Consider the following 23,174-nt stretch of genomic DNA (forward strand, 5'->3'; position numbering starts at 1 on the left):
TCATTTTTATCAAGGTTTGGTATAATCATGAACCTAACACTGTCGCCTGATGAGATGGCAGTCATCAAACTGTCCTATCAAATCGCAAGCGTGAGCCTTCTGGTCAACCTATTGCCAGCGATTGCCATGGGTTGGCTGTTGGCTCGCAAAGATTTTTTTGGCAAGTCTTTGTTTGAAACCCTTGTGTTTTTGCCCTTAGTTCTGCCCCCTGTTGTGCCAGGCTATATTTTGCTGGTCTTATTTGGCAATCAAGGGATCATCGGACAATATTTATCACAGTTGGGCTTTGATTTGGCATTTAATTGGAAAGGGGCGGTATTGGCATCAGCGGTCATGGGCTTTCCCTTGATGGTGCAATCGGTACGCCTTGCCATTGAATTGGTGGATAAACGCCTTGAACTGACCGCCATGTCATTGGGGGCAAGTCGTTTACAGGCATTTTTTCAGATAACCTTGCCACTGGCGGGTGCTGGGATTGTGATTGGGGCGATTTTATCGTTTTGTCGCAGTTTGGGCGAATTTGGGGCAACCATCACCTTTGTGGGCAACATATCGGGGGAGACTCGCACCTTGCCATTGGCGATTTATAGCCTACTACAACAACCTGACAGCGACGCCCAAATCATGCGATTGTTGATGTTGTCGGTTGGGGTGGCGTTTTCGGCATTATGGTTGTCGCAGTGGTATGCCCGTTATCAAAAAAGAAGGCTTGCACAATGACACAAACCGCACAAACACAAACCGCCCAAACATCAAAAGATAACCCTTTGATATTTGATTGTCAATTTCAGCTAGTGCTTGGCAGGCTGGATTTATCCGTTGATTTACAATCATCACAGCCTGTCATGGGGCTATTTGGGATTTCAGGCTCTGGCAAAACCAGCATTTTACACACCATCGCAGGGCTAAATGCCCCAAAAAATGGCAGTATCCGTATCAATGGGCAAACCTGGTTTGATGGCGAAAAAAAAATCAACATACCCATTCAGCAGCGACGAGTGGGCTTGGTGTTTCAAGATGCCCAAATTTTCCCCCATAAATCGGTGATGAATAATTTGCTATTTGGCTATCACAACATTGATGATGACCAAAGACGCTTTCACCCTGATGAAATCATTGAGCTGTTAAAATTGGGGCATCTGACCCAGCGTATGCCCACCAAACTATCAGGCGGTGAAAAACAGCGAGTGGCACTTGGGCGGGCGTTGCTTTATTCACCAAATTTGTTACTTTTAGATGAACCATTATCCGCCCTAGACAGCATTCACAAACAAGAGATTTTGCCATTTTTTGAGCAGATTATCCGCACCACTCACATTCCCATGCTGTATGTCAGCCATGACAAATCAGAAATCCAGCAACTGACTGATGAGATTTATTACTTATAAAATCAAATGGTCAGTGCAACTCACACCACCCAATCAAATAGCTGAATTATCACCTGCTCGCCTTTATTCGCACCCACACTATTTTCATCAAGCACAATTAGACAGTTGGCTTGAGACAATTGTTTGATGCGGTGCGAGTCTTGCGCACTTGATGGTGTGACTTGTAATTTTTTTTCACTCATTTCAAAATAGCCGCGCTGATACTCTCGCCTACCTACACTTTTCTTGATGTTTGCCGTCGTAATCGCAGGCAGATGTAAGGTAAGAGGTGCATCTATTGCCCCTAGTGCCTGCCATAGTGCTGGACGCACAAAGTTAATACAGCCAACTACTGTAGAAAGTGGATTGCCCGGTAACCCAAAATATAACACTTTACGCGCATCAGCAGCAAATTCACCAAAAACAAACGGCTTGCCTGGCTTCATAGCAACTTTATAGTGATTAATTTTACCCAAGCTTCTCACCACTTCGGTTAAAAAATCATAGTCACCGACAGAAACACCAGCGCTAGAGATAATTATGTCACATTCTTCAATGGCACGCTTTACCACTTCATAAGTCTCATCAAACACATCTTTGACAATGCCATAATCCTTGATTATGATAGGCAATTTTCTTAATAGTGCCTTTAAAGTTGGTGTGTTTGAATTATAAATCTGAGCCAAATCACTCAATGGCTGACCAATGGAAACCAGCTCATCGCCTGTGGCTATTAGACCAATTCTAAGTGGTGAAAACACTTCAATTTCATCATATCCCATGCTAGACAGTAGACTAATATCACTGGGATTCAGACGCTTACCTGCACTAAGCAAGGTATCACCTTGAGCAATCTCTTCGCCTTGGTAGCGGATATTGGCACTGGCTTTAGCAGGCTTGGTTAGTACAATGTAATAAGGCTGAGATTTATCAGTTATGTTAATTTGATCAAAAGTAGTATGTTCTTGCATCACTACCGTATCACAACCCTCTGGTACAACCGCTCCTGTAAAGATACGCACCGCTTGATTAGGCAAAATCTCGCCACTAAACGGCGTGCCTGCACAAGACTCGCCTATGACGGTAAAACCATCACCCTGCTGTAGTTGGCTTTGTGCAACCAAGGCAAATCCATCCATTGCCGAAACATTCTGGCGTGGTATATCGAGATTTGCATTAATATCAACTGCCAATATGTGATTAAGTGCATCGTTTAAAGCCAGTACTACCCTCTGTCTGGATACCAAAGGATTATCAATATTCAAATACTCGTCCATGCGACTGATAATTGATTTTTGAAGCTCATCTACACTAATCATGTGTTTTCCTTTTATAAATTTATTATAAATCAGCCACGATATATATTTTGCTCATTCATCTTAAGCTCAATGCCAATAATATCAGCCTTTTGGCTCAATTCAAATAAATAGTCACACAAACTATGATGAAATGACTGCTGCTTAAGATGATTTTCAATGATAGGATATGCCTCTTCAAAGCTCAGCTGCCTACCCTCCTGCTTTTGTAGAACTTCAATCACATGGATCCCATATCGTGTTTCAATCGGATTAATACTGATACCAACTGGCAAAGCAAATACGGCACTCTCAAATTCAGGCACGGTACTGCCTTTTTGTAATACACCCAGTTCACCGCCATCATCTTTTGAAGGGCAGGCAGAGTATCGACGTGCAAACTCAATAAAATCACTATCTCGATTGTGGCTTTGATTAAGCCGATCGATCAATTGGCGAGCTTGCTTTTTTAATTCAATACGCTCTTCACCCTCTTGTGGTGGACACGCAAGCAAAATATGGCGAAGCGTCATTATTGGCGTACTAACAAATTCAACTTGATTAGCATGATAGTAATTCTGACAGCTTGCCTTGTCTGGAGATTTAGCGATGACTTGCTGCTCTAACAGCTTAGCGATGGTAGCTTCTTCATTCTCTAGCCACGCCCTCTCGCCCAAGCACTCAATCACTTCTTGACGCAGTAATTCACGCATAACTAAGGCTTGAGCTGCTAAAAATAATGCTTCTTCTTGGCTATTAGCAGGATGATACTGCACTTCGGCAGCTACTGCTTTGGGGTCTATTGCTACGCCATTTACAGTGATATTTGGTAAAGTTTGGTGGCTTGAGGCGATTAGATTGGTGCTGTCAAAAATCTCTTTATCTAATGCTTGCTTGATAAATTGAGCATCAGATGAAGGTCTGCCCAAGTCTTTAGAAGTTGGCATAATACGAATATTATCGCTCTTTTGAGCCAAATTCTCTATATTCAATACTTTGATGAGCTTAGTAGAATCATTATGTTCATCTGCGCATATATTTTGAATTGTTTGTTGAGTCGGTATATAGGTTCCAACGCTCATAAGACCTCTAATAATGGTTACAATGAAAATATGGATAATAAAATCATTATCCAAAATAAAGAGTCTATTCACCATACTTCTTTAGGAGAATGCAAATTCATCATTTTAAAGACACTTTCTGGTGATAAAAAACCACAAAGACAAGAATGCAGTCTTTGTGGCAATGGCACAGTATTTTATTATTGTTGTTATTATTCCGTATTACTTACTAAGATCTCTTTTGGCGGACAATTTGATAACGCCTGCCAAGATACCAAATTGGGGCAGAAATGATATGGATTAAGCGAGTAAATGGCACAAGTAAGATTAAGGTTGTGCCTAAGAACATGTGCATTTTATAAACCAGTCCAGCATCTTCTACCAATGAAGCGGCGTAGACTGGGCGTAATATCGCCAAGTTTTGTGCCCACCCTGCCAAGCTTAACATCAATGCACCATCACGATGCGTCGGATATGACCAAATGGTTGCAAGTCCCATGACCAATTGAAGCAAAATAATTAACAGTAACATCTTATCGCTAAAAGTTGAGGTGTGGCTGATGCGTGGGTTGGTAAAGCGTCGCCAAATTAACATGATAAGCCCAATTAAGCACATTATCCCTGCAATGCCACCAACAATCACTGCCATCAGTTGTTTTTGTGGTGCGGTGATGATGCGTTCATAAATAAAATGGGGGGTAAACATGCCAAAAAAATGCCCAAGCAATACGACAATGATGCCAATATGAAATAAATTGCTTGCCAATCGCATGCCTTTATCTGACAGCATTTGACTTGAGCCTGCACGCCATGTGTATTGAGACAAATCAAATCTTGCCCAACAACCAAAGATGCACACTGTCAAGGCGATGTAGGGATAAATGCCAAATAAAAAGACATGTAACCAATCTTCTGGGTTTGTTGTGTTCATAATCAGACTCCTTGTGTGGTGGCTTTGGCGGATTGGTTGAAGTCAACCCAATGCACAGGAACTTCGGCTTGGCGTTGAGCGTGTTCACCTTGTAGGTTTGCGATACGCTGTTTGGTTTGGTTTGATGGGCAGTTTTGTTGTTCTGCTCCCAAAAAATCCACCATTTCTTCTTCCCATGCTTTGTCAATCGCTTCGGTGGTGTCATCAGCAGGTTGGTTGTCTTTGTGCATTTTGGCAAGCTGTTGGTCAATGACACTCAGTGGTTCACCTGCGATTTGCAACAATGCTTTAAATAGACCAACATAGTGGCTGTTTTTATCCATTAAGCGAGCCGCCAATAAGGTAACAATGTGGCTAATATTGGCAATTTCTTCACGAATCTGCATCTCATCATGGTTGATGGTGGCTTGGTGGGATAAAAATTCCAAATACATCGGTAGATAGTCAGGCAATTCTTTTGCGTTAATCTCAAATCCAGCCATGTCATATTGAGCCATTAAATCCACCATGGCTTGCCCACGGTCTCGACTTTCACCATGAACATGTTCAAATAGCCATAAAGATAAGGAACGACCTCGCTCAAATAGGCTGTCATATTTGGCTTGTGCTTCTAGCTCACCGAGTGCAGCCATCTGGTCAATTAAGGTGGCGATGTCTTGTCGCACCTCAGGGCTGATAAGACGGCTTTGCATGACAAGCTGTTTGCATTGGTCTAAGTTATCATCGATAAACAGTTCGTGTTCAGGGTAATCCATGAGCAAGCTGATGACTTTAAGCAGTTTCATGTCTGTGGTAGATGTCATTTATAGCTCCCATGTTTGTACGGTTTTGATAAAATCACGCTTATTATTTTTCTTTTGTCCAAACATGTGGGTGTCATTACCTCCTGTACAACCATTACCAAAGGTAAAGCCACAACCATTGCGTTCAGCAAACGCATCGCTTAGGGCTTCTTCACGGTGAGCGGTTGGGATAACAAAACGGTCTTCATAGTTGGCAATGGCAAGATAGCGGTACATGTCTTCCACTTGGGCAACGCTTAAGCCAACAGCGTCTAACACTTCTTGAGCATCTTGTTTTTCAACCAATTGTAGGCGTTTATAGCTTCGCATGGCAAGCAGGCGTTTTAATGCCAAGCGTACAGGCTCTTCATCGCCTGCGGTGAGCATGTTGGCAAGGTATTTTAACGGAATGCGTAAACTGTCCACATCTGGAATCAGTCCGTCCATGCCCACTTGACCTGCTTCGGCGGCGTTTTGAATGGGTGATAATGGTGGCACATACCACACCATAGGCAAGGTACGGTATTCTGGGTGCAAGGGCAGAGCAAGCTTCCAATCGACTGCCAGTTTATAGACAGGGGATTTTTGAGCAGATTCGATGACGCTCATTGGCACGCCGTCTTGTAAGGCTTGTTTGATGACTTTAGGGTCATGTGGGTCTAAGAAAATATCAAGTTGTGCTTGGTATAAATCTTGTTCGTTTGATAGGCTGGCAACTTCGTGGATTTTGTCTGCATCATACAATAATACGCCAAGGTAGCGAATGCGACCGACACAAGTTTCAGAGCAGATGGTGGGCATGCCTGCTTCAATACGGGGGTAACAGAAGATACATTTTTCTGATTTGCCCGATTTCCAGTTGTAATAGATTTTTTTGTAAGGGCAGCCTGAGATGCACATACGCCAGCCACGGCATTTGTCTTGGTCAATCAGCACGATGCCATCTTCTTCACGCTTATAAATTGCCCCACTTGGACAAGATGCCACACAAGTTGGGTTTAGACAATGCTCACATAGGCGTGGCAAATACATCATAAAGGTGTTTTCATATTGCCCATAGATGTCAGCTTGTATGTCATCAAAATTCTTATCACGGCGACGCTTAGCAAACTCTGACCCAAGAATCTCTTCCCAATTTGGCCCCCATTCAATTTTTTGTATGCGTTTGCCTGTAATTAAGGAGCGAGGGCGTGCAATGGGCTGATGTTCACCAATTGGGGCGGTATGCAGATGTTGGTAGTCAAAGTCAAATGGTTCATAATAGTCATCTATCATGGGCAAATCTGGGTTGGCAAAAATATTGGCAAGCACTCTAAATTTACCCCCAATTTTGGGATTAATTGAGCCATCTGCATTGCGTATCCAACCACCTTTCCATTTACCTTGGTTTTCCCATTCTTTTGGATAACCGATACCGGGTTTGGATTCCACATTGTTAAACCATGCGTATTCCATGCCCTCTCGGCTGGTCCAAACATTTTTACAAGTGACTGAGCAGGTATGGCAACCGATACATTTATCAAGGTTTAACACCATGCCAACTTGTGAGCGAATTTTCATTTTAATTTTCCTTGACCTAGCGACAGCTTAGTAAAATGTGTCATGATATGTTGTAAAATCATCAGTCCAAAGTGGTGGGTAATGGGCGTGGCAATTCATCATCAGCCTTGCCCTCTAGCCAGTCAATATTTGCCATTTTACGCACCACAACAAATTCATCACGGTTACAACCAACCGTACCATAGTAGTTAAAGCCATAAGAGAATTGGGCATAACCACCAATCATGTGAGTGGGCTTTAAGATGGTGCGAGTAACCGAGTTGTGAATACCACCACGAGTACCTGAGTTTTCAGAACCTGGGATATTCACCAGTTTTTCTTGAGCATGGTACATCATGGTCATGCCTTCTTTGACTCGCTGGCTGACCACCGCACGGGCGGTGATTGCCCCGTTGGCATTAAAGACTTCAATCCAATCATTATCTTCAATGCCTGCTTTTTGGGCATCAATCTCACTTATCCAAACAATTGGACCACCACGACTTAAGGTGAGCATCAATAGGTTTTCTGAATAGGTACTGTGAATGCCCCATTTTTGGTGTGGTGTTAAAAAATTAAGCACAATTTCTTTGTTGCCATTGGATTGATATTTTTTAAATGCTTGGGTGGTTTTGGTGTCAATTGGCGGACGGTATTGTTGCATTTGTTCGCCAAAGGCTTGTATCCAAGGGTGCTCAACATAAAATTGCTGACGGCCTGTGATTGTCCGCCATGGAATCAGTTCATGCACATTGGTGTAGCCTGCGTTGTAGCTGACTTTGTCAGATTCAAGCCCTGACCATGTGGGACTTGAAATGATTTTTCTGGGTTGGGCAACAATGTCATTAAAGCGGATTTTTTCATGCTCACTGGCTTTTGCCAAATGAGTGTGGTCACGTCCTGTTTTTTTGGATAATTCTGCCCATGCTTTAACCGCAACATGACCGTTGGTTTCTGGGGCAAGCATCAGTACGGTTTCAATGGCATTGACGACACTGCTCATATTGGGGCGTGTGTTGGCGACGCTGTCATCATGAATGCGATAATTTAACTGCCCCAATTGTTGCACTTCTTCTTTGGTGTCCCAGTCAATGCCTTTAGAGTTATTACCAAGCTTGTCCATTAAAGGACCAAGAGAAGTGAACTTGGCATAGGTGCTGGGATAATCTCGTTCCACAACTTTGATGAGTGGGCAATTAATGCCGGGTATGGGTTTTTCACCTGCACTTTTCCAATCTGTGCCACCAAAGGGTTGAGCCAATTCATCGGCACTGTCATGTTGCATGGGTAAGGTAACCACATCGGTTTGTGTTCCCAAATGCCCAACACAAAGGCGAGAGAATGCCTTAGCGATGTATTTATAAATCTCCCAGTCAGTTTTTGCTTCCCACGCAGGGTCAGTGGCAGCGGTGAATGGGTGGATAAATGGGTGCATGTCTGATGTGTTGATGTCTTCTTTTTCGTACCATGTGGCGGTGGGCAGTACAATGTCAGAATACAAACATGTGCTGGACATTCTAAAGTCTAAGGTGGTTACCAAATCAATTTTACCCGTTGGGGCATTTTCAACAAAGTCAATTTCGTTGGGTTTAAAGCCAGTTTGTACCGTTTCATCACCCAATAAGCCATTTTTTGTCCCTAACAAGTATTTGAGCATGTACTCATGCCCTTTACCTGATGAACCCAGTAAGTTTGACCGCCAGATAAACATATTGCGTGGGAAATTTTGCGGATTGTCGGGTTGTTCGGCAGCAAAACGCAATGACCCATTGTGCAGACTTTCAACCACATAATCTTGAACACTCATGCCTTTGGCTTTTGCTTGGGAGGCAATGGTCAGTGGATTTTGGTTTAATTGGGGGGCAGATGGCAACCAACCTGCCCGCTCAGCTTTAATGTTGTAATCGAGCATATGCTCTGGAAATTGCGATTTATTGGCATGAGATGAAAGCAATTCATGGGCAGAGACAGTTTCATGTCGCCATTGGCTTGAGTGATTGTAAAAAAAGCTTGTACTATTCATGTGGCGTGGTGGTCTGTGCCAATCCAATCCAAACGCAACAGGCGCCCAACCAGATTGTGGTCTGAGCTTTTCTTGACCCACATAGTGAGCCCAGCCACCCCCTGATTTGCCAATACAGCCACAGAGCATCAGCATATTAATCACACCACGATAATTCATGTCAAGATGATACCAGTGGTTCATGCCTGCTCCGATGATGACCATGGATTTGCCTTGAGTTTTGTGGGCATTTTCGGCAAATTCACGGGCGATTTGAATCACCTTTTCACGACTGACACCAGTGATTTTTTCTTGCCAAGCAGGCGTACCTGCGATGTTGGCATCATTGTAATCATCGGTGACATTTTGACCACCATGCCCATTATCAACCCCCAAATTGGCAACCATCAAATCAAAAACGGTGGCGACTTTGGCGGTTTGTCCATTGGCAAGACTGATGGTATGGCAAGGAATGTTTTTATACTGAATGGCATCACCAGCGGCAGCGGTAAAATAGGGGTGTTCATCACCACCAAAATAGTCCAAACCAACGCTTGCCGTCTCGCCAGAACCTTTTAATGACAAAGTCAAATCCACGTCGCCATTATGTTGACCTTCTTTATTTTCCAAATTCCAACGCCCTGTTTCACCCCAGCGATAACCGATTGAGCCATAAGGTGAAACAAGCTCACCATTTTGGTTCATGGCGATGGTTTTCCATTCAGGATTATTTTCTTGACCTAAATTGTCAATTAAGTCAGATGCCCGTAAAAAACGCCCTGCTTTAAACTTATCGTCTTTTTCTTCAAGCACCACCAACATGGGTAAATCCGTGTAGCGTTTGGCATAGTCTTGGAAGTAATCACTTTGAGATTTCAGATAAAACTCTTTGATGATGACATGGCAAAATGCTTGAGCCAAGGCGGCATCTGTGCCTTGTTTTGGGTTCAGCCATAGGTCACAAAGTTTGGCAATTTCGGCATAATCTGGGGTAATGGCAACCGTTTTTGTGCCTTTATAACGCACCTCGGTAAAAAAGTGAGCGTCAGGCGTACGGGTTTGTGGCACATTTGAACCCCACGCAATGATATAATCGGAATTGTACCAATCAGCAGATTCAGCAACATCGGTCTGCTCACCCCAAACCATGGGAGAAGCTGGCGGCAGGTCGCAATACCAATCATAAAACGACAAGCATGCACCACCTATGAGCGATAAATATCTTGACCCTGACGCATAACTGAGCATGGACATCGCAGGAATGGGTGAAAAACCAATGATGCGGTCAGGACCAAAGGTCTTAGCGGTGTAAACATTGGCTGCTGCAATGATTTCTGCACACTCTTGCCAAGATGAGCGTACAAAACCACCCAAGCCTCGTTTTGACTTGTATTCAGCAGATTTGGTAGGGTTTTCAACAATGCTTGCCCATGCCAAAACAGGATCGGTATGTTTGGCTTTGGCTTCACGCCATAATTTTAATAATGGTTTACGCACTTTTGGGTATTTTAAGCGGTTGGCAGAATACATATACCAGCTATAGCTTGCCCCACGAGGACAGCCACGAGGCTCATGGTTGGGCAAATCTGGGCGAGTGCGAGGATAGTCCGTCTGTTGTGTCTCCCAGGTTACCAGACCATTTTTGACATAGATTTTCCAAGAGCATGAACCTGTGCAGTTCACCCCATGTGTAGAACGCACCACTTTGTCATATGACCAGCGTGCCCGATAGCTGTTTTCCCATTCACGGTTTTCATGGCGAGTCTCACCGTGGCTGTTGGCAAATTCACCTTGTTTTCTTTTAAAAAATCGCAGTTGGTCGAGTAAATGGCTCATTTTGCTTTCCTCGTTATTATAAAAAGAGCTTAGCTGGCTAGCGACAATCGAAACACCAAGCTAACATTGATTATAAAAATTTATTGGTTACCTAACTATTGCCTAAATGGCTATCATTAGATACTTCTTTGGGCGTAGTTGAATGACTGCTTTAATTTTATTAATGCGAATAGATAAATGCCGATGCCAGCTGTTGTGCGTTACTAATACTCACGCCCAAGTCCTCAATCAGCCCACTATTCATGTCATAAATCCAGCCATGTACCGAAAGTTGTCTGCCTTGATACCAAGCATTTTGCACTATGGTAGTATGGCAAACATTAGTGACCTGACGCTTAACATTGATTTGGCATAATAAATCAAGCTCCTCTTTATCAGTTAAACCCTCAAAAGCCTCACGATATTGGTAACGCATTCCTTTCAACGGTCTAAGCCAGTTATCTATCAGACCATATTCTTGCTGACTAAGCGCCGCTTTAACGCCGCCGCAACCATAGTGACCACATACGATAATATGCTCAACCCTAAGTACATCTACCGCAAACTGTAACACCGATAACAAATTCATATCAGTTGAAACTACCATATTTGCGACATTGCGGTGCACAAAAAGCTCTCCTGGCATGACGCCTACCACTTCATTGGCGGGCACACGACTGTCAGAGCAGCCGATCCATAAATATTTGGGTGACTGCGCCTTTGAGAGTCTTGGAAAATAGTCAGGATCACGCGCTGTCAGTGACTGTGCCCAATATTGGTTGTTATTTAACAAATCACTTAATGTTACATGCATGCACACCCCCAGAGTTGATTTGGTTTTAGCATAAATCAGCTATCAATACCTAGCTATGCTCTAAATGGTTAAGGCACTACCCTAAAGTAGTAAGCTTGGCTGGCTGCTTTCTACCTAAGCATACTATGGCTAATATCTGTAAATATTTACAATACTTCAATCTAAATTACCCTCTCTTTAGCCATGAAAAAACTCTATGATGAAAAAAAAGTTGTTTATCTTCAGAGCTTGAGCTGCCACCCTATTTTTGCAACAACCAATAAGAAACTTTCAATTTCGGCAGCAACGATTCACTACTACCCCAAAGGCAGTTTGATTTATTTGCAATATGCTAAAGTGCGTTATTTATATTTTTTATTAGAAGGTGCAATCCATTGCTATCGTCAGCAGCCCAATGGTCAAGAAAGCCTAATAAACAGATTTGATACAAATAAAACTCATATCCATCAGGTACAGATGATCAATGAAAGCCTGCCTAATTTAAAAGTAGATAAGTGTGATGAAAAACAAGATGAGATGCTTGCGTATAATCAATATAACTCATTTGGAAAAAATAGCTGCCATCAGTTAACCGCCAAAGCTTCACAAAATAGCTATGTTGCCATTTTACCCATTCATGAAATAAAGAAAACATTCAACAACTTGTCTTTAGCTACGATATTTACTTGGTATGCAGAGCAAATGTATGAGCAAATCTCGACACAGTTTTTATTGTATGATTTATTAAGCCTGAAAACTGCACAAGCGAAAGTAGCTTATTATCTATTATGCCATGCTGACAATAACAGCAAAATAGAGATATCCATGAGTCAAAAAAATCTTGCAAGCCTACTAAGTATCCGTGCTGAAACACTCAGCCGAACTTTGCGATCTTTGATAAATCAGCAAATTATTAGCGTAAATGGTGTACAATACACTATTTTAAAATCCGAACACCTAGAACAGATGGTGGAACAATGACCACACAAACGCTATTTCATTTTTGATGAGATAATATTTTAAAAATAGTGATTTAATCAGCAGATTACTTTTTCGACAATCGTAATAACAATTCAAAGATTCGCCATGCTTATGAATATCCAAAACACCGCCAAACGCCCAACATCTCCCCATCCCATTTTAAATTTGGGTTTTCGCATATTTTTTGTGGGTTCGGCGGTGTTTGCTGTGATAAGTATGCTGCTTTGGCTGGTGATATTACAAGGGTTTGCTCCTTTTCAAGGCGTGGTTACGCCCTTTTATTGGCATGGTCATGAGATGGTGTTTGGTTATGCTTTAGCAGTGATTGCAGGGTTTTTATTAACGGCAGTCAAAACATGGACAAATCAGCCCATGCCTTATGGCTGGCATTTGGGGGCGATATTTGGGGCGTGGGCGGTATCTCGCTTTATCTGGTTTGGGCTTCATGTCACACCTAGCATTGCCCTGTTCATGGCGGCTTTTGTATTTGACATGATATTTTGGGGCATGACTGCTTTTGCTGTCATCAAAGCGGTGTGGGCTGTTCGCCAAAAACGTCAAATTGGTATCATTACCAAACTTTTACTATTAGGTTTGACTCAGGTTGCTTTTTATGTGGGCGTGCTGATAAATCATCACAACACACAGCAAATCGCCTTATATTTTGCCTTATATTTGGTGATTGGTGTAGTGTTTACCATTGCACGGCGTGTTTTGCCATTCTTTATTACCAAAGGCATCAGCGTCAATCATGATGGCACACCAAATGGCATGCAGCTTGAACAAAAAAACTCCGATCTACTGGACAGGCTCAATTTATTTGGTTTTTTTGGATTCATCATTTTTGATTTGTTCATCAAACAGCCCATGATTGCTGGCGTGTGTGCGTTAGTATGTTTGATGGCTAATTTGGCACGCCTAAAAAACTGGTATCACCACGCCATCTGGCAAAAGCCCCTGCTGTGGTCACTCATCATTGCATTTTTTGGCATGACGATAAGTTTGGCGATGTTTGTACTTTATCCGATTGCCACACAGTTAAATTGGTTTAGCTCTGTTAATATCCACACGCTTGGACTACATGGTTTGGCGGTGTTTGGCATTGGACTGATGACGATTGCCATGATGGCTCGGGTGTCGCTTGGACATACTGGCAGAAATATCCATCAGCCCCCTGCCACTGTGTCATTAATGTTCATGTTGATGATTTTGTGTGGCATATTTCGTGTGGTCTTACCGCTATTTTTTAATGATAGCTATATGCCGCTCATGTTATTATCACAAGTATTGTGGATAGCGTCTTTTGTGATATTTTGTCTTTGTTATGTGGGCATCTTAGTAAAACCAAGAACCGATGGACTTTTTGGATAATGTAAATAAACATTTAGATATTCATTTATAAAACCAACTTACAGCCACAATACTTATCATGTATCAAACATGCAAAATAAGTACGCTACCAATGTTAAACCTAAGATTGTATTCGTTGATAAAAGATAAAAGCTTTCGAGTACATACCGTTACATTTTCTAGCTATTCGATTTAGTAGCTTACAATCAAAATGTTCAACGCCTTTGATATGATTGTTTTCTTTTTGCAAATTCTTTTGCTTGATTAATTTTAAAATGCTTAAAATGAGTAACTTCAACAACAAAAAAGCCCAAATCTTTCGATTTGGACTTTTTAAAATTTGGAGCGGGAAACGAGATTCGAACTCGCGACCCCGACCTTGGCAAGGTCGTGCTCTACCAACTGAGCTATTCCCGCTTTGTGTGGCATATTATATGCCAAATTTATTCAATGTCAAGCATTTTTTCAAGCATTTTTTAAACTTTTTTCGGTGAACGATGAACACACCCTACCCCTTTGATAACACGCTGATATCAGGGTGAAATTTGATGAGTTAATCCATGCCTACAGACCACTTTGGGGTGATGATGGTTTAAATATTTTGACATTATGATGCCCTTTTGCCAATAGTTGGGCTGCTTGCAATCGACTCATCACGCCTTGTTGGCAGTATAACAAATAGGTTTTGGTGGGGTCAAGTTGATCAAATTCTGATAGCAACTTATAAAATGGCAGCGTAATCACGGCAGCATCTACCTTAAGTGGCTTGTCATCTACTTCATCTGGCATACGAATATCTAATACCACCTGCTGTGATGTGATGTGTTGCACCACTTCAGCAGTCACAATTTTTTCATGAATATTCAAATCTCGGATATCACTAAATTTGGCTGTCTGTATGGCATAATTTAAAATCTCAAAATTAAAATTTGCTTCTTGTTCCAAAATCTTAGACTTAAGTGCCTTGACCGTGGGTGATTTTGAGATAACACCGCAATACTCAGGCATTGACTTGGCAATGTTTGCCGTGCCAATTTTTTCTGCCATTTTTATGATATCTTCTTTATCACTGGTAATTAAAGGGCGTAAAATCAATGTAGATGATGCTGCATCAATCGCATTAAGATTGGTTAATGTTTGGCTTGCCACCTGACCCATCGCCTCTCCTGTCACCAGTGCTTGGATCTTTATTTGTTGAGCAATCTGACTGGCAGCTTTTACCATCATGCGTTTTAGGACAACGCCCATATGGCCATCATCAATCGTTTTTAATATCTCAGCAACAACAGGTTCAAAATCTACCGTAATAAACCATACCTTATGCGACAAAGAATAGCGAGACCATAGATGATAGGCCATCTGCTTGACACCCAATTCATGTGCCTGACCGCCCAAATTAAAAAAACAATAATGCACACGGCTACCACGACGCATGAACATATGGCTTGCCACACTAGAATCAAAACCACCTGAAATCAGCGATAATACATCTTCTTGGGTACTCATTGGATATCCACCCAAGCCCTCAAAACGACCCTTAACAATCATCATATGATCATGATCAATCTCGATATGAATGGTAATATCAGGATTTTTTAACTTCACACTTGCACTGTCAATAGACTGATTTAGACCACCGCCAATATATCGCATCGCATCCATTGAGTTGAACTCTGTCTTACCACGGCGTTTTACTCGTACACAAAATGATTTATTAATTAGTTTATCTTTATATTCTAGATAAGTATGCTCAAAAATATCATGTAAATTATGATACGGTTTTTCATCCACCTCCAAAAAATGATGAATGCCTGAAATCCGTTGCAGGGTATCACGAATGAGCAATTTTTTTTCATCGCTCGACCTGACCTCGATAAAATCCCAATGGCGAATCACTAAAACTTGTTCATCAACATGACATAATACCGCCTTGATATTATGAGATAAGATTTTGACAAAACGCCTGCGAACTGAGTCGCTTTTCATGATAATTTCAGGAAATAATTTGACGATAAATTTCATACGATACTCAACTTTGCCATAAAACATCAACATAAAAAAGAGTTAAGTTTGCATATCAAGCATGCAAACTTAACTCATAAAATATCACACAAAATCAATTAAGACCAGTTATTTAAGCTACACTCATCAATCAAACAACTACCACTTATAAGTCATTGAAAATAATAAAGAACGCCCTTTGGCAAAATTGGTCAATACCGAGCGAGTAGTACCGCCGTATTTTGCATCAGGCTTACACAACTGCCCCGCCGCACAAGGTACACCTTCGTCTGCATCATTATAATATGAATGATAATAACGCTGAGTGGCGGCATCATTGTTGGCATCTAAGGGGTCAATATACAGTTTATCAAACGCATTTTGCACATCAAGACGCATCACCAAATCTTTTATTGGCTCATAAGCAACATAAAAATCATGCACCAAAGGCTGTCTTTTTAGCATCTCAATTTGCTTGATGACATGAGCACCTTTATCATCTGAATGCGATGTATTGCCACCATGCGTGCCATCAATGTATCTGGGTTCAATGGTCGCTCGTGGGCTTTGTCCATAATAACGCACCGCACTGCCTATGGTGAGTTTGTCATCAAAGCCACGCACACCAAGTTCAAAACGACCATAATCTTTGGGCAACATTGACACTTTGCTTAGCCCATAGCCTTGGGTTAATTGGTCTTCTTTTGAGCTATTTAGTGGGGACTCGCTGGCATCGCTATAATTGGTTGGCTGGTCGGTCTTTTGTCTGGCATAAGACAAATTGGTAAAATATCGCCCAGCATCATAGTTGATTTCAAGCTCTAAGCCCTGTTTATGCACAGGCATTTGCCAGTTGCGATGCTGTATGGTATCGCCTTTTAATGCACCACTGGTCACCCAACTGGGTGGATTTTTTGTGTCATACCATTTACCATAAACATTATGAATGTAATTGTTAATACGGCTTTGATAACCCACTACTTTTAGCCCCAAAGTATCGTTGTCTGTCAATAGATTGCGTTTAAAAACATTAAAACCCAACTGATATGTATTGGCTTGCTCTGGTTTTAATGCAGTATTGACGCCAACATCACCAATTTGAGAAAAGAACATTTCTTGAATGTTGGGCATTCTGTGCGTGCGTGCAAAGCTGACAAAAGGCATAAAACCTGTGTCATATTTGGCACTTAAAGTAACAGAATGGTTGATGGCGTGTTTTTTACCAGAAGTGGTTACCAAAGGCTCATACACATCACAACTTGGCGAGCAGTGCTGTTTATAAATTTGCGAATCTTCACCAAACTTATCTTGAAACTCTTTTTGGCTGCTATAATAACTGGCATGCTCACCACTAAAACGGTACTGACTGGCATTAACGCTATAATCTAACTGATATTTGTCTTTTTGTAATGATGTGTCCAAATAAATAGAATGAAAACGCTGTTTGCCTGAGGGCTGTACAATCACCGATTTTTTTGGTAGTGTGCTGCTTGTCCCCTGAAAACGACCACCACAGGCATCATAACCGCCGCCACATAATAAATCATTGGTATAAAATAGCCCAAGCTCATCTGGGAAGCGATTTTTTGAATATTCATTATGCAATATGTTCAGCCCAACGGTTGTGGTCAAATCCATTTGCTTTGGCAGATTAAAGGTGTGAGTGTTGTTCAGGTCAAAAAGATTGGCAGTGTTTTTGGTTTCAAAGTCTTTATCCAATTTCCAGCCTGTAAAAGTTGAACCTTTGGGGTATTTTTGTACGCCCACATTATGGGCTGCCAACACTTTTAAATCAATGATCTCATTTGGGTTGTAAGCAGCATCAAGTTGATAATTATCATTGCTGATACGGCGACTGCCTATCGTGGTGTCCATTTTACGCAGTTGTAGACCAACATCGCTGGTGTCATTGTTGTAACGAATTTTTGCCAAATGGCTTTTTGAGGTTTGGTTTAGGGCGGTGATATCAATGGGGGTGATGCTGTACTCTTTTGCACCATGCTTTTGCCACTGCTGCTGTTTGTCAGCAACATATTCATCAAACTTCTCTTTTGTATCAATACAGCCCAGCCCATAGCACTTACCGCCAAATTGATATTTTCTGTCCCATAAAGGCTTGCCTGTTTCTTTATCTAATTTGGTCAAATCTTTTTGCCAGGAACGGCTGGCTTCATTGTAAGTGAGTGCATGCTCTTTGGCAAAAACTTGTTTTTGTTTACTAAGTAGCAAATCATCACCAACATTGCCAATGTGCGTCCCGCCACCGCCAACTTTATAATTTTGGCTAATGTCTTTGTGGCTATAAGCATATAAAGCACTGATACTGCCATTATCAAGCCATCCACGTCCGCCAGCTGCCAGCATAAAATTTTTATCCGTCGCATTTTTACCGGTCAAACCCTTGGCAATGAAGCCAAAATTTTTGTCATCTTTAATCACATCATCAGCATTTAGCGTACGAAAATTGGCCGAACCTGTTAAGGTGTTGATACCGCCTTTGCCATTAAAACTGCCTTTGTTTAATTCAACGCCTGCAATGAAATTTTGGTCAATCACCGCACCAAACTGTGAGGTGCCACCCCCACGCCCAGCATCGGTTGAGGTGCTGTAAAAGGTTTGGGTTACACCATCAACCATGCTATTGGCACGCCCAAATCCACTATCGCCTCGTACATTTAATGATACCAGCCCAGAGGATTTATCCTGCTGAGTAAACGCCCCTGGCACACTGCGCACAATGGCGTCAATATTCTCACTGGCATTAAATACATTTTCTCGCACGCTGGTGGCCGATGCTTTGGTAAAGGGTTTTTGGGATTTTTTGGTGCCGTTGGTCGCCGTTACAACAACCTCATCTAAGATGACAGAAAAATCCGTTGCTTTTGGCACATCCTTAAGGGTATCCTCTGCCATGGCAGTTTGGGTGATGTGTAGCAAACACAAGGACAGCATGCTCAGTTTTAGCACCTTTTTGGTGTGATTTGTATGCTTGGTTTGTGTCATCAAATGAAAAATTTGGTTCATGGTATTACCTGTTATCATCATCGCTTTTGCTGACTGTGTTAATCATTTTAACGATGGCAAATGCCATCACATTGTGCCTACTTTTATCACCAATCATCACAAAATCAGGCAGAATTTGTTAAAAAGTTTGTCAAAATGTAAAAAAAAGACAATATAAATCATTATCGTTTATTTTTCAAGCATAATAATCAATCACTCATTGAATAAAATCTTGTGTCATCATTTCATTATTTTATATCATATTTATTTAAAAAATTATTAATTATTTTTCAATGATACGCACACCTGTTTTATGTTGCAATTCTTCAAAATGAACACCATCTGCCAACTCAATTAATGTTAAACCGTTATTTGTAATGTCTAAAACTGCCAAATCGGTAATAATACGATGTACCACTTTTTGACCTGTTAAAGGTAAGGTACGGTTAGATTTTATCTTAAATGAACCATCTTTGGCAACATGCTCCATCAATACAATCACCCATTGCACGCCTGTAACCAAATCCATCGCACCGCCCATGCCTTTAACCATCTTACCTAGAATCATCCAGTTGGCCAAATCACCGTGTTCGCTAACCTCCATCGCCCCCAAAATTGCCAAATTCACCTTGCCACCACGAATCATCGCAAATGATTGCGAGCTACTAAAAACTTGCCACCCATTTGTGCGGTCACTGTTTGCTTACCAGCATTGATTAAATCGGCATCAATGTCATCTTCGGTAGGAAATGTACCAATGCCAAGTAATCCATTTTCAGACTGTAGCATAACATTAACACCCTTTGGAATGTAATTGGCAACTAAGGTTGGTAGCCCAATACCAAGATTGACATAAAAACCATCTTGCAGCTCTTGGGCGGCTCTTTGTGCCATCTGTTCACGATTCCACGCCATAACTGATACTCCTTATAATAATATTATGATGATACACTACGAGATGGTACGCTGCTCGATGCGTTTTTCTGGATTAGCATTTACAATGATATGATGTATATAAATACCAGGCAAATGTACACTGTTTGGATCAATCTCCCCTATCTCTAAAAGCTCTTCAACCTCAACCACAGTTATTTTGCCTGCGGTGGCGACATCGGGGTTAAAGTTGCGTGCTGTATGGCGAAATATCAAATTGCCTGCCTTGTCAGCTTTGTAGGCTTTAACCAATGCCACATCAGCCACCAATGAGCGTTCCATGATGTAATCTTCACCGTCAAACTGCCTGATTTCTTTGCCAGTAGCGACCTGTGTACCGACACCTGTTTTGGTAAAAAAGCAGGAATGCCAGCACCGCCTGCACGCAGCTTTTCTGCCAATGTGCCTTGAGGTGTCAATTCAACCTCCAGCTCACCTGATAAAAATTGCCGTTCAAATTCTTTATTTTCGCCCACATATGAGGCGATCATTTTTTTAATCTGATGGGTTTTTAGTAATAATCCTAAGCCAAAATCATCAACACCAGCATTATTACTAATGCAAGTTAAGCCTTTAACACCAGTATCACACAGTGCAGCAATCAGCTGCTCTGGAATACCACATAAACCAAACCCACCCACTGCGATGGTTTGGTTATCTTTGACGATATCCGCCAATGCCGATTTGGCATTTTCATATACTTTATTGTTCATTATTTACCCTCCTGATAAAACCAAAATCGAGCAAATTAACCGTTTAATTATTAATTATCCAAAAATAATCAATATCCTACAATCAAAACTCCCAAATAGCCAAGGCGGATCGCTTTTCACCATTTTAACGGATAGCTCAGTAAATGTACGAAACATAATCAAATCCTTTTGATGATGGTCCATCAACCTTAAAAATGCTTAGTTTGTTAACCAAATGACAATCAATAAAACCAATGTCTAACATTAAAAATCTCACTGTATCGCAATTCATGCCCTTTTACAAGTGTACACTTAAAAAATATAAATAAAGTCCATCAGCTCATCAATCAAGATGCACCCATCATCAAACCTAAAAGTATGGTACTCGTATCAAAAAGTACCAAAAATATCAGTAAATAATAAAAAATAACCCATTAAATATCAATAGCTTATAAAATTTATCCAAAATATCAAATAATTTATCCAAAAAGTATTTGACACTGTGATAAATTTCTATATAATACGCACCACAAAGAACAAACAAACATTTGTTCAAGAACTTAAAATGAAGATATATTGACACCATATCTACTTTGTTTGATACAGTCACTTTGATAAAATTACTGTTATCAACAAAAACATTTTAGGGTGGTTAGCTCAGTTGGTAGAGCATCTGCCTTACAAGCAGAGGGTCAGCGGTTCGATCCCGTTACCACCCACCATATGCAGCGGTAGTTCAGTTGGTTAGAATACCGGCCTGTCACGCCGGGGGTCGCGGGTTCGAGCCCCGTCCGCTGCGCCATTTTTAGTGTAGCTTTTATGAGCTTTTCACTTTCTCCCCAAGTCTCCCCTGGCTTGGGGATTTTTTCTTTGATGGCAAATATCGGTCGGTATGGTCAGCACACCCAATACCACCTACACCAAGCCAAATTCAGATGCCCAATAAAGGCAGTTGTGCTAAACTATGATGATTTTTACCAGCTATTTTAATTCGCCAGTATCATTCGAGCCAAACAACTATGTCAAGCCCAATCGTATTTCATCCAAAAACAGTTCACCCAAAAACCAACCACCAAAATACACCACTACCCAGCGAACCTGCCTATCATCACAAGGCAAACCATAACCAAAACCGCAGTATCGACCAAAGCGGTGCGGTGGCGACATCCACATCAAATGGCACTCCAAAAATTGGCTTTGTATCACTTGGCTGCCCCAAGGCATTGGTGGACAGTGAACGCATCATCACAGAGCTGACTTATGAGGGTTATCAAGTTGCCAATGATTATGATGGTGCAGATTTGGTCGTGGTGAATACCTGCGGATTTATTGAGTCAGCAGTACAAGAATCTTTGGATGCCATTGGTGAAGCGATTAATAAAAATGGCAAAGTGATTGTTACAGGTTGTTTGGGTAAAGACGCCGAAAAAATTCGCACCATGCACCCTGCCGTTTTGGCGGTTACAGGTGCTCATGCTTATGAAGAGGTCATTTCTGCGGTCAATCATCATGTACCAAAACCGATCAAATCAAAAGAATACGACCCAAAAATTGATTTGATTAATGATGCAGGCATCAAACTTACGCCCAAACACTATGCCTATGTAAAAATTTCTGAAGGGTGTAATCATCGCTGCACTTTTTGTATTATCCCATCGCTGCGTGGCGATTTGGTCAGTCGTCCAATAGACAGCGTCATGAAAGAAGCGGTTGCACTTAAAAAATCAGGCGTCAAAGAACTTTTGGTCATCTCTCAAGATACCTCAGCTTATGGCGTGGATTTAAAATATAAAACTGTATTTTGGGAAGGTTGGCCGCTTAAGTCTAAATTTTATGATATGTGTGAGGCGATGTCAAAATTAGGCATTTGGGTACGACTGCACTATGTTTATCCTTACCCACATGTGGATGCAGTCGTTCAAATTATGGCGGACAGCATGACAGCTTCTGCTGGCATGGGAGGTTTATTGCCCTATTTGGACATTCCATTTCAGCATGCCAGTCCCAATGTACTAAAAGCCATGAAGCGTCCAGCGATGAGCGAAAATACTTTAGAGCGTATTCAAGCATGGCGTGCCATTTGCCCTGATATCGTCATACGCTCAACTTTTGTGGTAGGCTTTCCTGGTGAAACCGACGAAGATTTTGAGTATCTGCTTGACTGGCTGACCAAGGCTCGCTTGGATCGTGTTGGCTGCTTTACTTATTCAGAGATTGAAGGTGCGGTGGCAAACGATTTACCCAATCCTGTGCCTGAATCAGTCAAACAATCTCGTTATGAACGCTTGATGGCATTACAACAAAAAATCAGTGCCGAAAAACTTGCCGAAAAAGTTGGTAAGACATTGGTTGTTTTGGTTGATGAAATTGATACAGAAGAAAATATTGCCATTTGCCGAAGCTATGCTGATGCACCCGAAATTGATGGTCATGTCTATGTGGACAATATTGATGCAACAGTCAAAGCAGGTGATATGCTGACAGTCGTGATTGATGAAGCAAGTGACTATGATTTGTTTGCAAGCTTTGGCTAGGTCAGGTTTTGCAATCATCAGCATTGGTTGACAATCAAAATTGGTTAACAATTCATTGATCAGATTTATCCTCTTTTTACCTGATTATAAAGATT

The 23,174-nt window shown here is 41.5% G+C and carries 14 protein-coding genes, 3 tRNA genes and 2 pseudogenes; 7 read left to right on the forward strand and 12 right to left on the reverse strand.

Annotation, left to right across the window (positions count from 1 at the left end; translation table 11 throughout):
* Window positions 1–27: 27 nt before the first annotated feature.
* Together modB and A4U55_RS03235 are read left to right on the forward strand one after the other, a co-directional pair.
* Window positions 28–720 (forward strand): molybdate ABC transporter permease subunit, encoded by a 693-nt coding sequence (gene modB, locus A4U55_RS03230; protein WP_063454000.1) that lies wholly within the window; start codon window positions 28–30, stop codon window positions 718–720.
* A gap of 50 nt (window positions 721–770) precedes the next feature.
* The gene (locus tag A4U55_RS03235) at window positions 771–1,388 is read left to right on the forward strand and encodes an ATP-binding cassette domain-containing protein (protein WP_036335226.1); all 618 of its coding nucleotides are present in this window, start codon (window positions 771–773) and stop codon (window positions 1,386–1,388) included.
* Window positions 1,389–1,408: 20 nt separating this feature from the next.
* On the opposite strand, the gene A4U55_RS03240 is transcribed toward A4U55_RS03235, so the two are convergent.
* From A4U55_RS03240 to can, 7 genes are all read right to left on the reverse strand, one after another.
* Window positions 1,409–2,686: a molybdopterin molybdotransferase MoeA gene (locus A4U55_RS03240; RefSeq protein ID WP_063454001.1), complete on the reverse strand. Its 1,278-nt coding sequence runs from the start codon at window positions 2,684–2,686 to the stop codon at window positions 1,409–1,411.
* A gap of 29 nt (window positions 2,687–2,715) precedes the next feature.
* Window positions 2,716–3,819 (reverse strand): peptidylprolyl isomerase, encoded by a 1,104-nt coding sequence (locus tag A4U55_RS03245; RefSeq protein ID WP_003671613.1) that lies wholly within the window; start codon window positions 3,817–3,819, stop codon window positions 2,716–2,718.
* A 133-nt stretch (window positions 3,820–3,952) separates the two neighbouring features.
* Entirely contained in the window at window positions 3,953–4,654 is a 702-nt protein-coding gene (gene narI / locus A4U55_RS03250; protein WP_003671612.1) for a respiratory nitrate reductase subunit gamma, read from the reverse strand.
* A gap of 2 nt (window positions 4,655–4,656) precedes the next feature.
* Window positions 4,657–5,457: a nitrate reductase molybdenum cofactor assembly chaperone gene (gene narJ, locus A4U55_RS03255; RefSeq protein ID WP_063454002.1), complete on the reverse strand. Its 801-nt coding sequence runs from the start codon at window positions 5,455–5,457 to the stop codon at window positions 4,657–4,659.
* Window positions 5,458–6,996 (reverse strand): nitrate reductase subunit beta, encoded by a 1,539-nt coding sequence (narH, locus tag A4U55_RS03260; protein ID WP_003659504.1) that lies wholly within the window; start codon window positions 6,994–6,996, stop codon window positions 5,458–5,460.
* A gap of 61 nt (window positions 6,997–7,057) precedes the next feature.
* Complete coding sequence (locus tag A4U55_RS03265) at window positions 7,058–10,813, reverse strand: nitrate reductase subunit alpha (RefSeq protein WP_063454003.1); 3,756 nt, start codon at window positions 10,811–10,813, stop codon at window positions 7,058–7,060.
* A 160-nt stretch (window positions 10,814–10,973) separates the two neighbouring features.
* The gene (gene can, locus A4U55_RS03270) at window positions 10,974–11,606 is read right to left on the reverse strand and encodes a carbonate dehydratase (protein ID WP_003657674.1); all 633 of its coding nucleotides are present in this window, start codon (window positions 11,604–11,606) and stop codon (window positions 10,974–10,976) included.
* Between the two features lie 183 nt (window positions 11,607–11,789).
* On the opposite strand from can, the gene A4U55_RS03275 reads away from it, so the two are divergent.
* Window positions 11,790–12,566: a Crp/Fnr family transcriptional regulator gene (locus A4U55_RS03275; RefSeq protein WP_003663432.1), complete on the forward strand. Its 777-nt coding sequence runs from the start codon at window positions 11,790–11,792 to the stop codon at window positions 12,564–12,566.
* Between the two features lie 105 nt (window positions 12,567–12,671).
* A complete protein-coding gene (locus A4U55_RS03280) occupies window positions 12,672–13,937 on the forward strand; it encodes an NnrS family protein (protein ID WP_003659498.1) in 1,266 nt (421 codons plus the stop codon).
* Window positions 13,938–14,257: 320 nt separating this feature from the next.
* Here the strand turns inward: A4U55_RS03280 and A4U55_RS03285 are convergent.
* From A4U55_RS03285 to A4U55_RS03315, 5 genes and pseudogenes are all read right to left on the reverse strand, one after another.
* Window positions 14,258–14,333, reverse strand: a tRNA-Gly gene (locus A4U55_RS03285).
* A gap of 147 nt (window positions 14,334–14,480) precedes the next feature.
* Window positions 14,481–15,938 carry a tRNA uracil 4-sulfurtransferase ThiI gene (thiI, locus tag A4U55_RS03290; protein ID WP_036335223.1) on the reverse strand — a complete coding sequence of 486 codons (1,458 nt, stop codon included), beginning with the start codon at window positions 15,936–15,938 and terminating at the stop codon, window positions 14,481–14,483.
* A gap of 138 nt (window positions 15,939–16,076) precedes the next feature.
* Entirely contained in the window at window positions 16,077–18,941 is a 2,865-nt protein-coding gene (locus A4U55_RS03295) for a TonB-dependent receptor plug domain-containing protein (protein WP_003671603.1), read from the reverse strand.
* Between the two features lie 262 nt (window positions 18,942–19,203).
* A pseudogene (locus A4U55_RS09180) lies at window positions 19,204–19,835 on the reverse strand (3-oxoacid CoA-transferase subunit B).
* A 36-nt stretch (window positions 19,836–19,871) separates the two neighbouring features.
* A pseudogene (locus A4U55_RS03315) lies at window positions 19,872–20,566 on the reverse strand (CoA transferase subunit A).
* Between the two features lie 625 nt (window positions 20,567–21,191).
* On the opposite strand from A4U55_RS03315, the gene A4U55_RS03320 reads away from it, so the two are divergent.
* The 3 genes from A4U55_RS03320 (at window position 21,192) to rimO (ending at window position 23,079) form a co-directional block, all read left to right on the forward strand.
* Window positions 21,192–21,267: transfer RNA gene (locus A4U55_RS03320), tRNA-Val, on the forward strand.
* Between the two features lie 3 nt (window positions 21,268–21,270).
* Window positions 21,271–21,347 (forward strand) — tRNA-Asp (locus A4U55_RS03325).
* Window positions 21,348–21,564: 217 nt separating this feature from the next.
* Window positions 21,565–23,079, forward strand: a complete 1,515-nt coding sequence (rimO, locus tag A4U55_RS03330) for a 30S ribosomal protein S12 methylthiotransferase RimO (RefSeq protein ID WP_152693476.1) — start codon at window positions 21,565–21,567, stop codon at window positions 23,077–23,079.
* The last annotated feature ends 95 nt before the right edge of the window (window positions 23,080–23,174 follow it).

Origin of the sequence: Moraxella catarrhalis (assembly GCF_001632285.1) — a bacterium.
Taxonomy (GTDB): Bacteria; Pseudomonadota; Gammaproteobacteria; order Pseudomonadales; family Moraxellaceae; genus Moraxella; species Moraxella catarrhalis.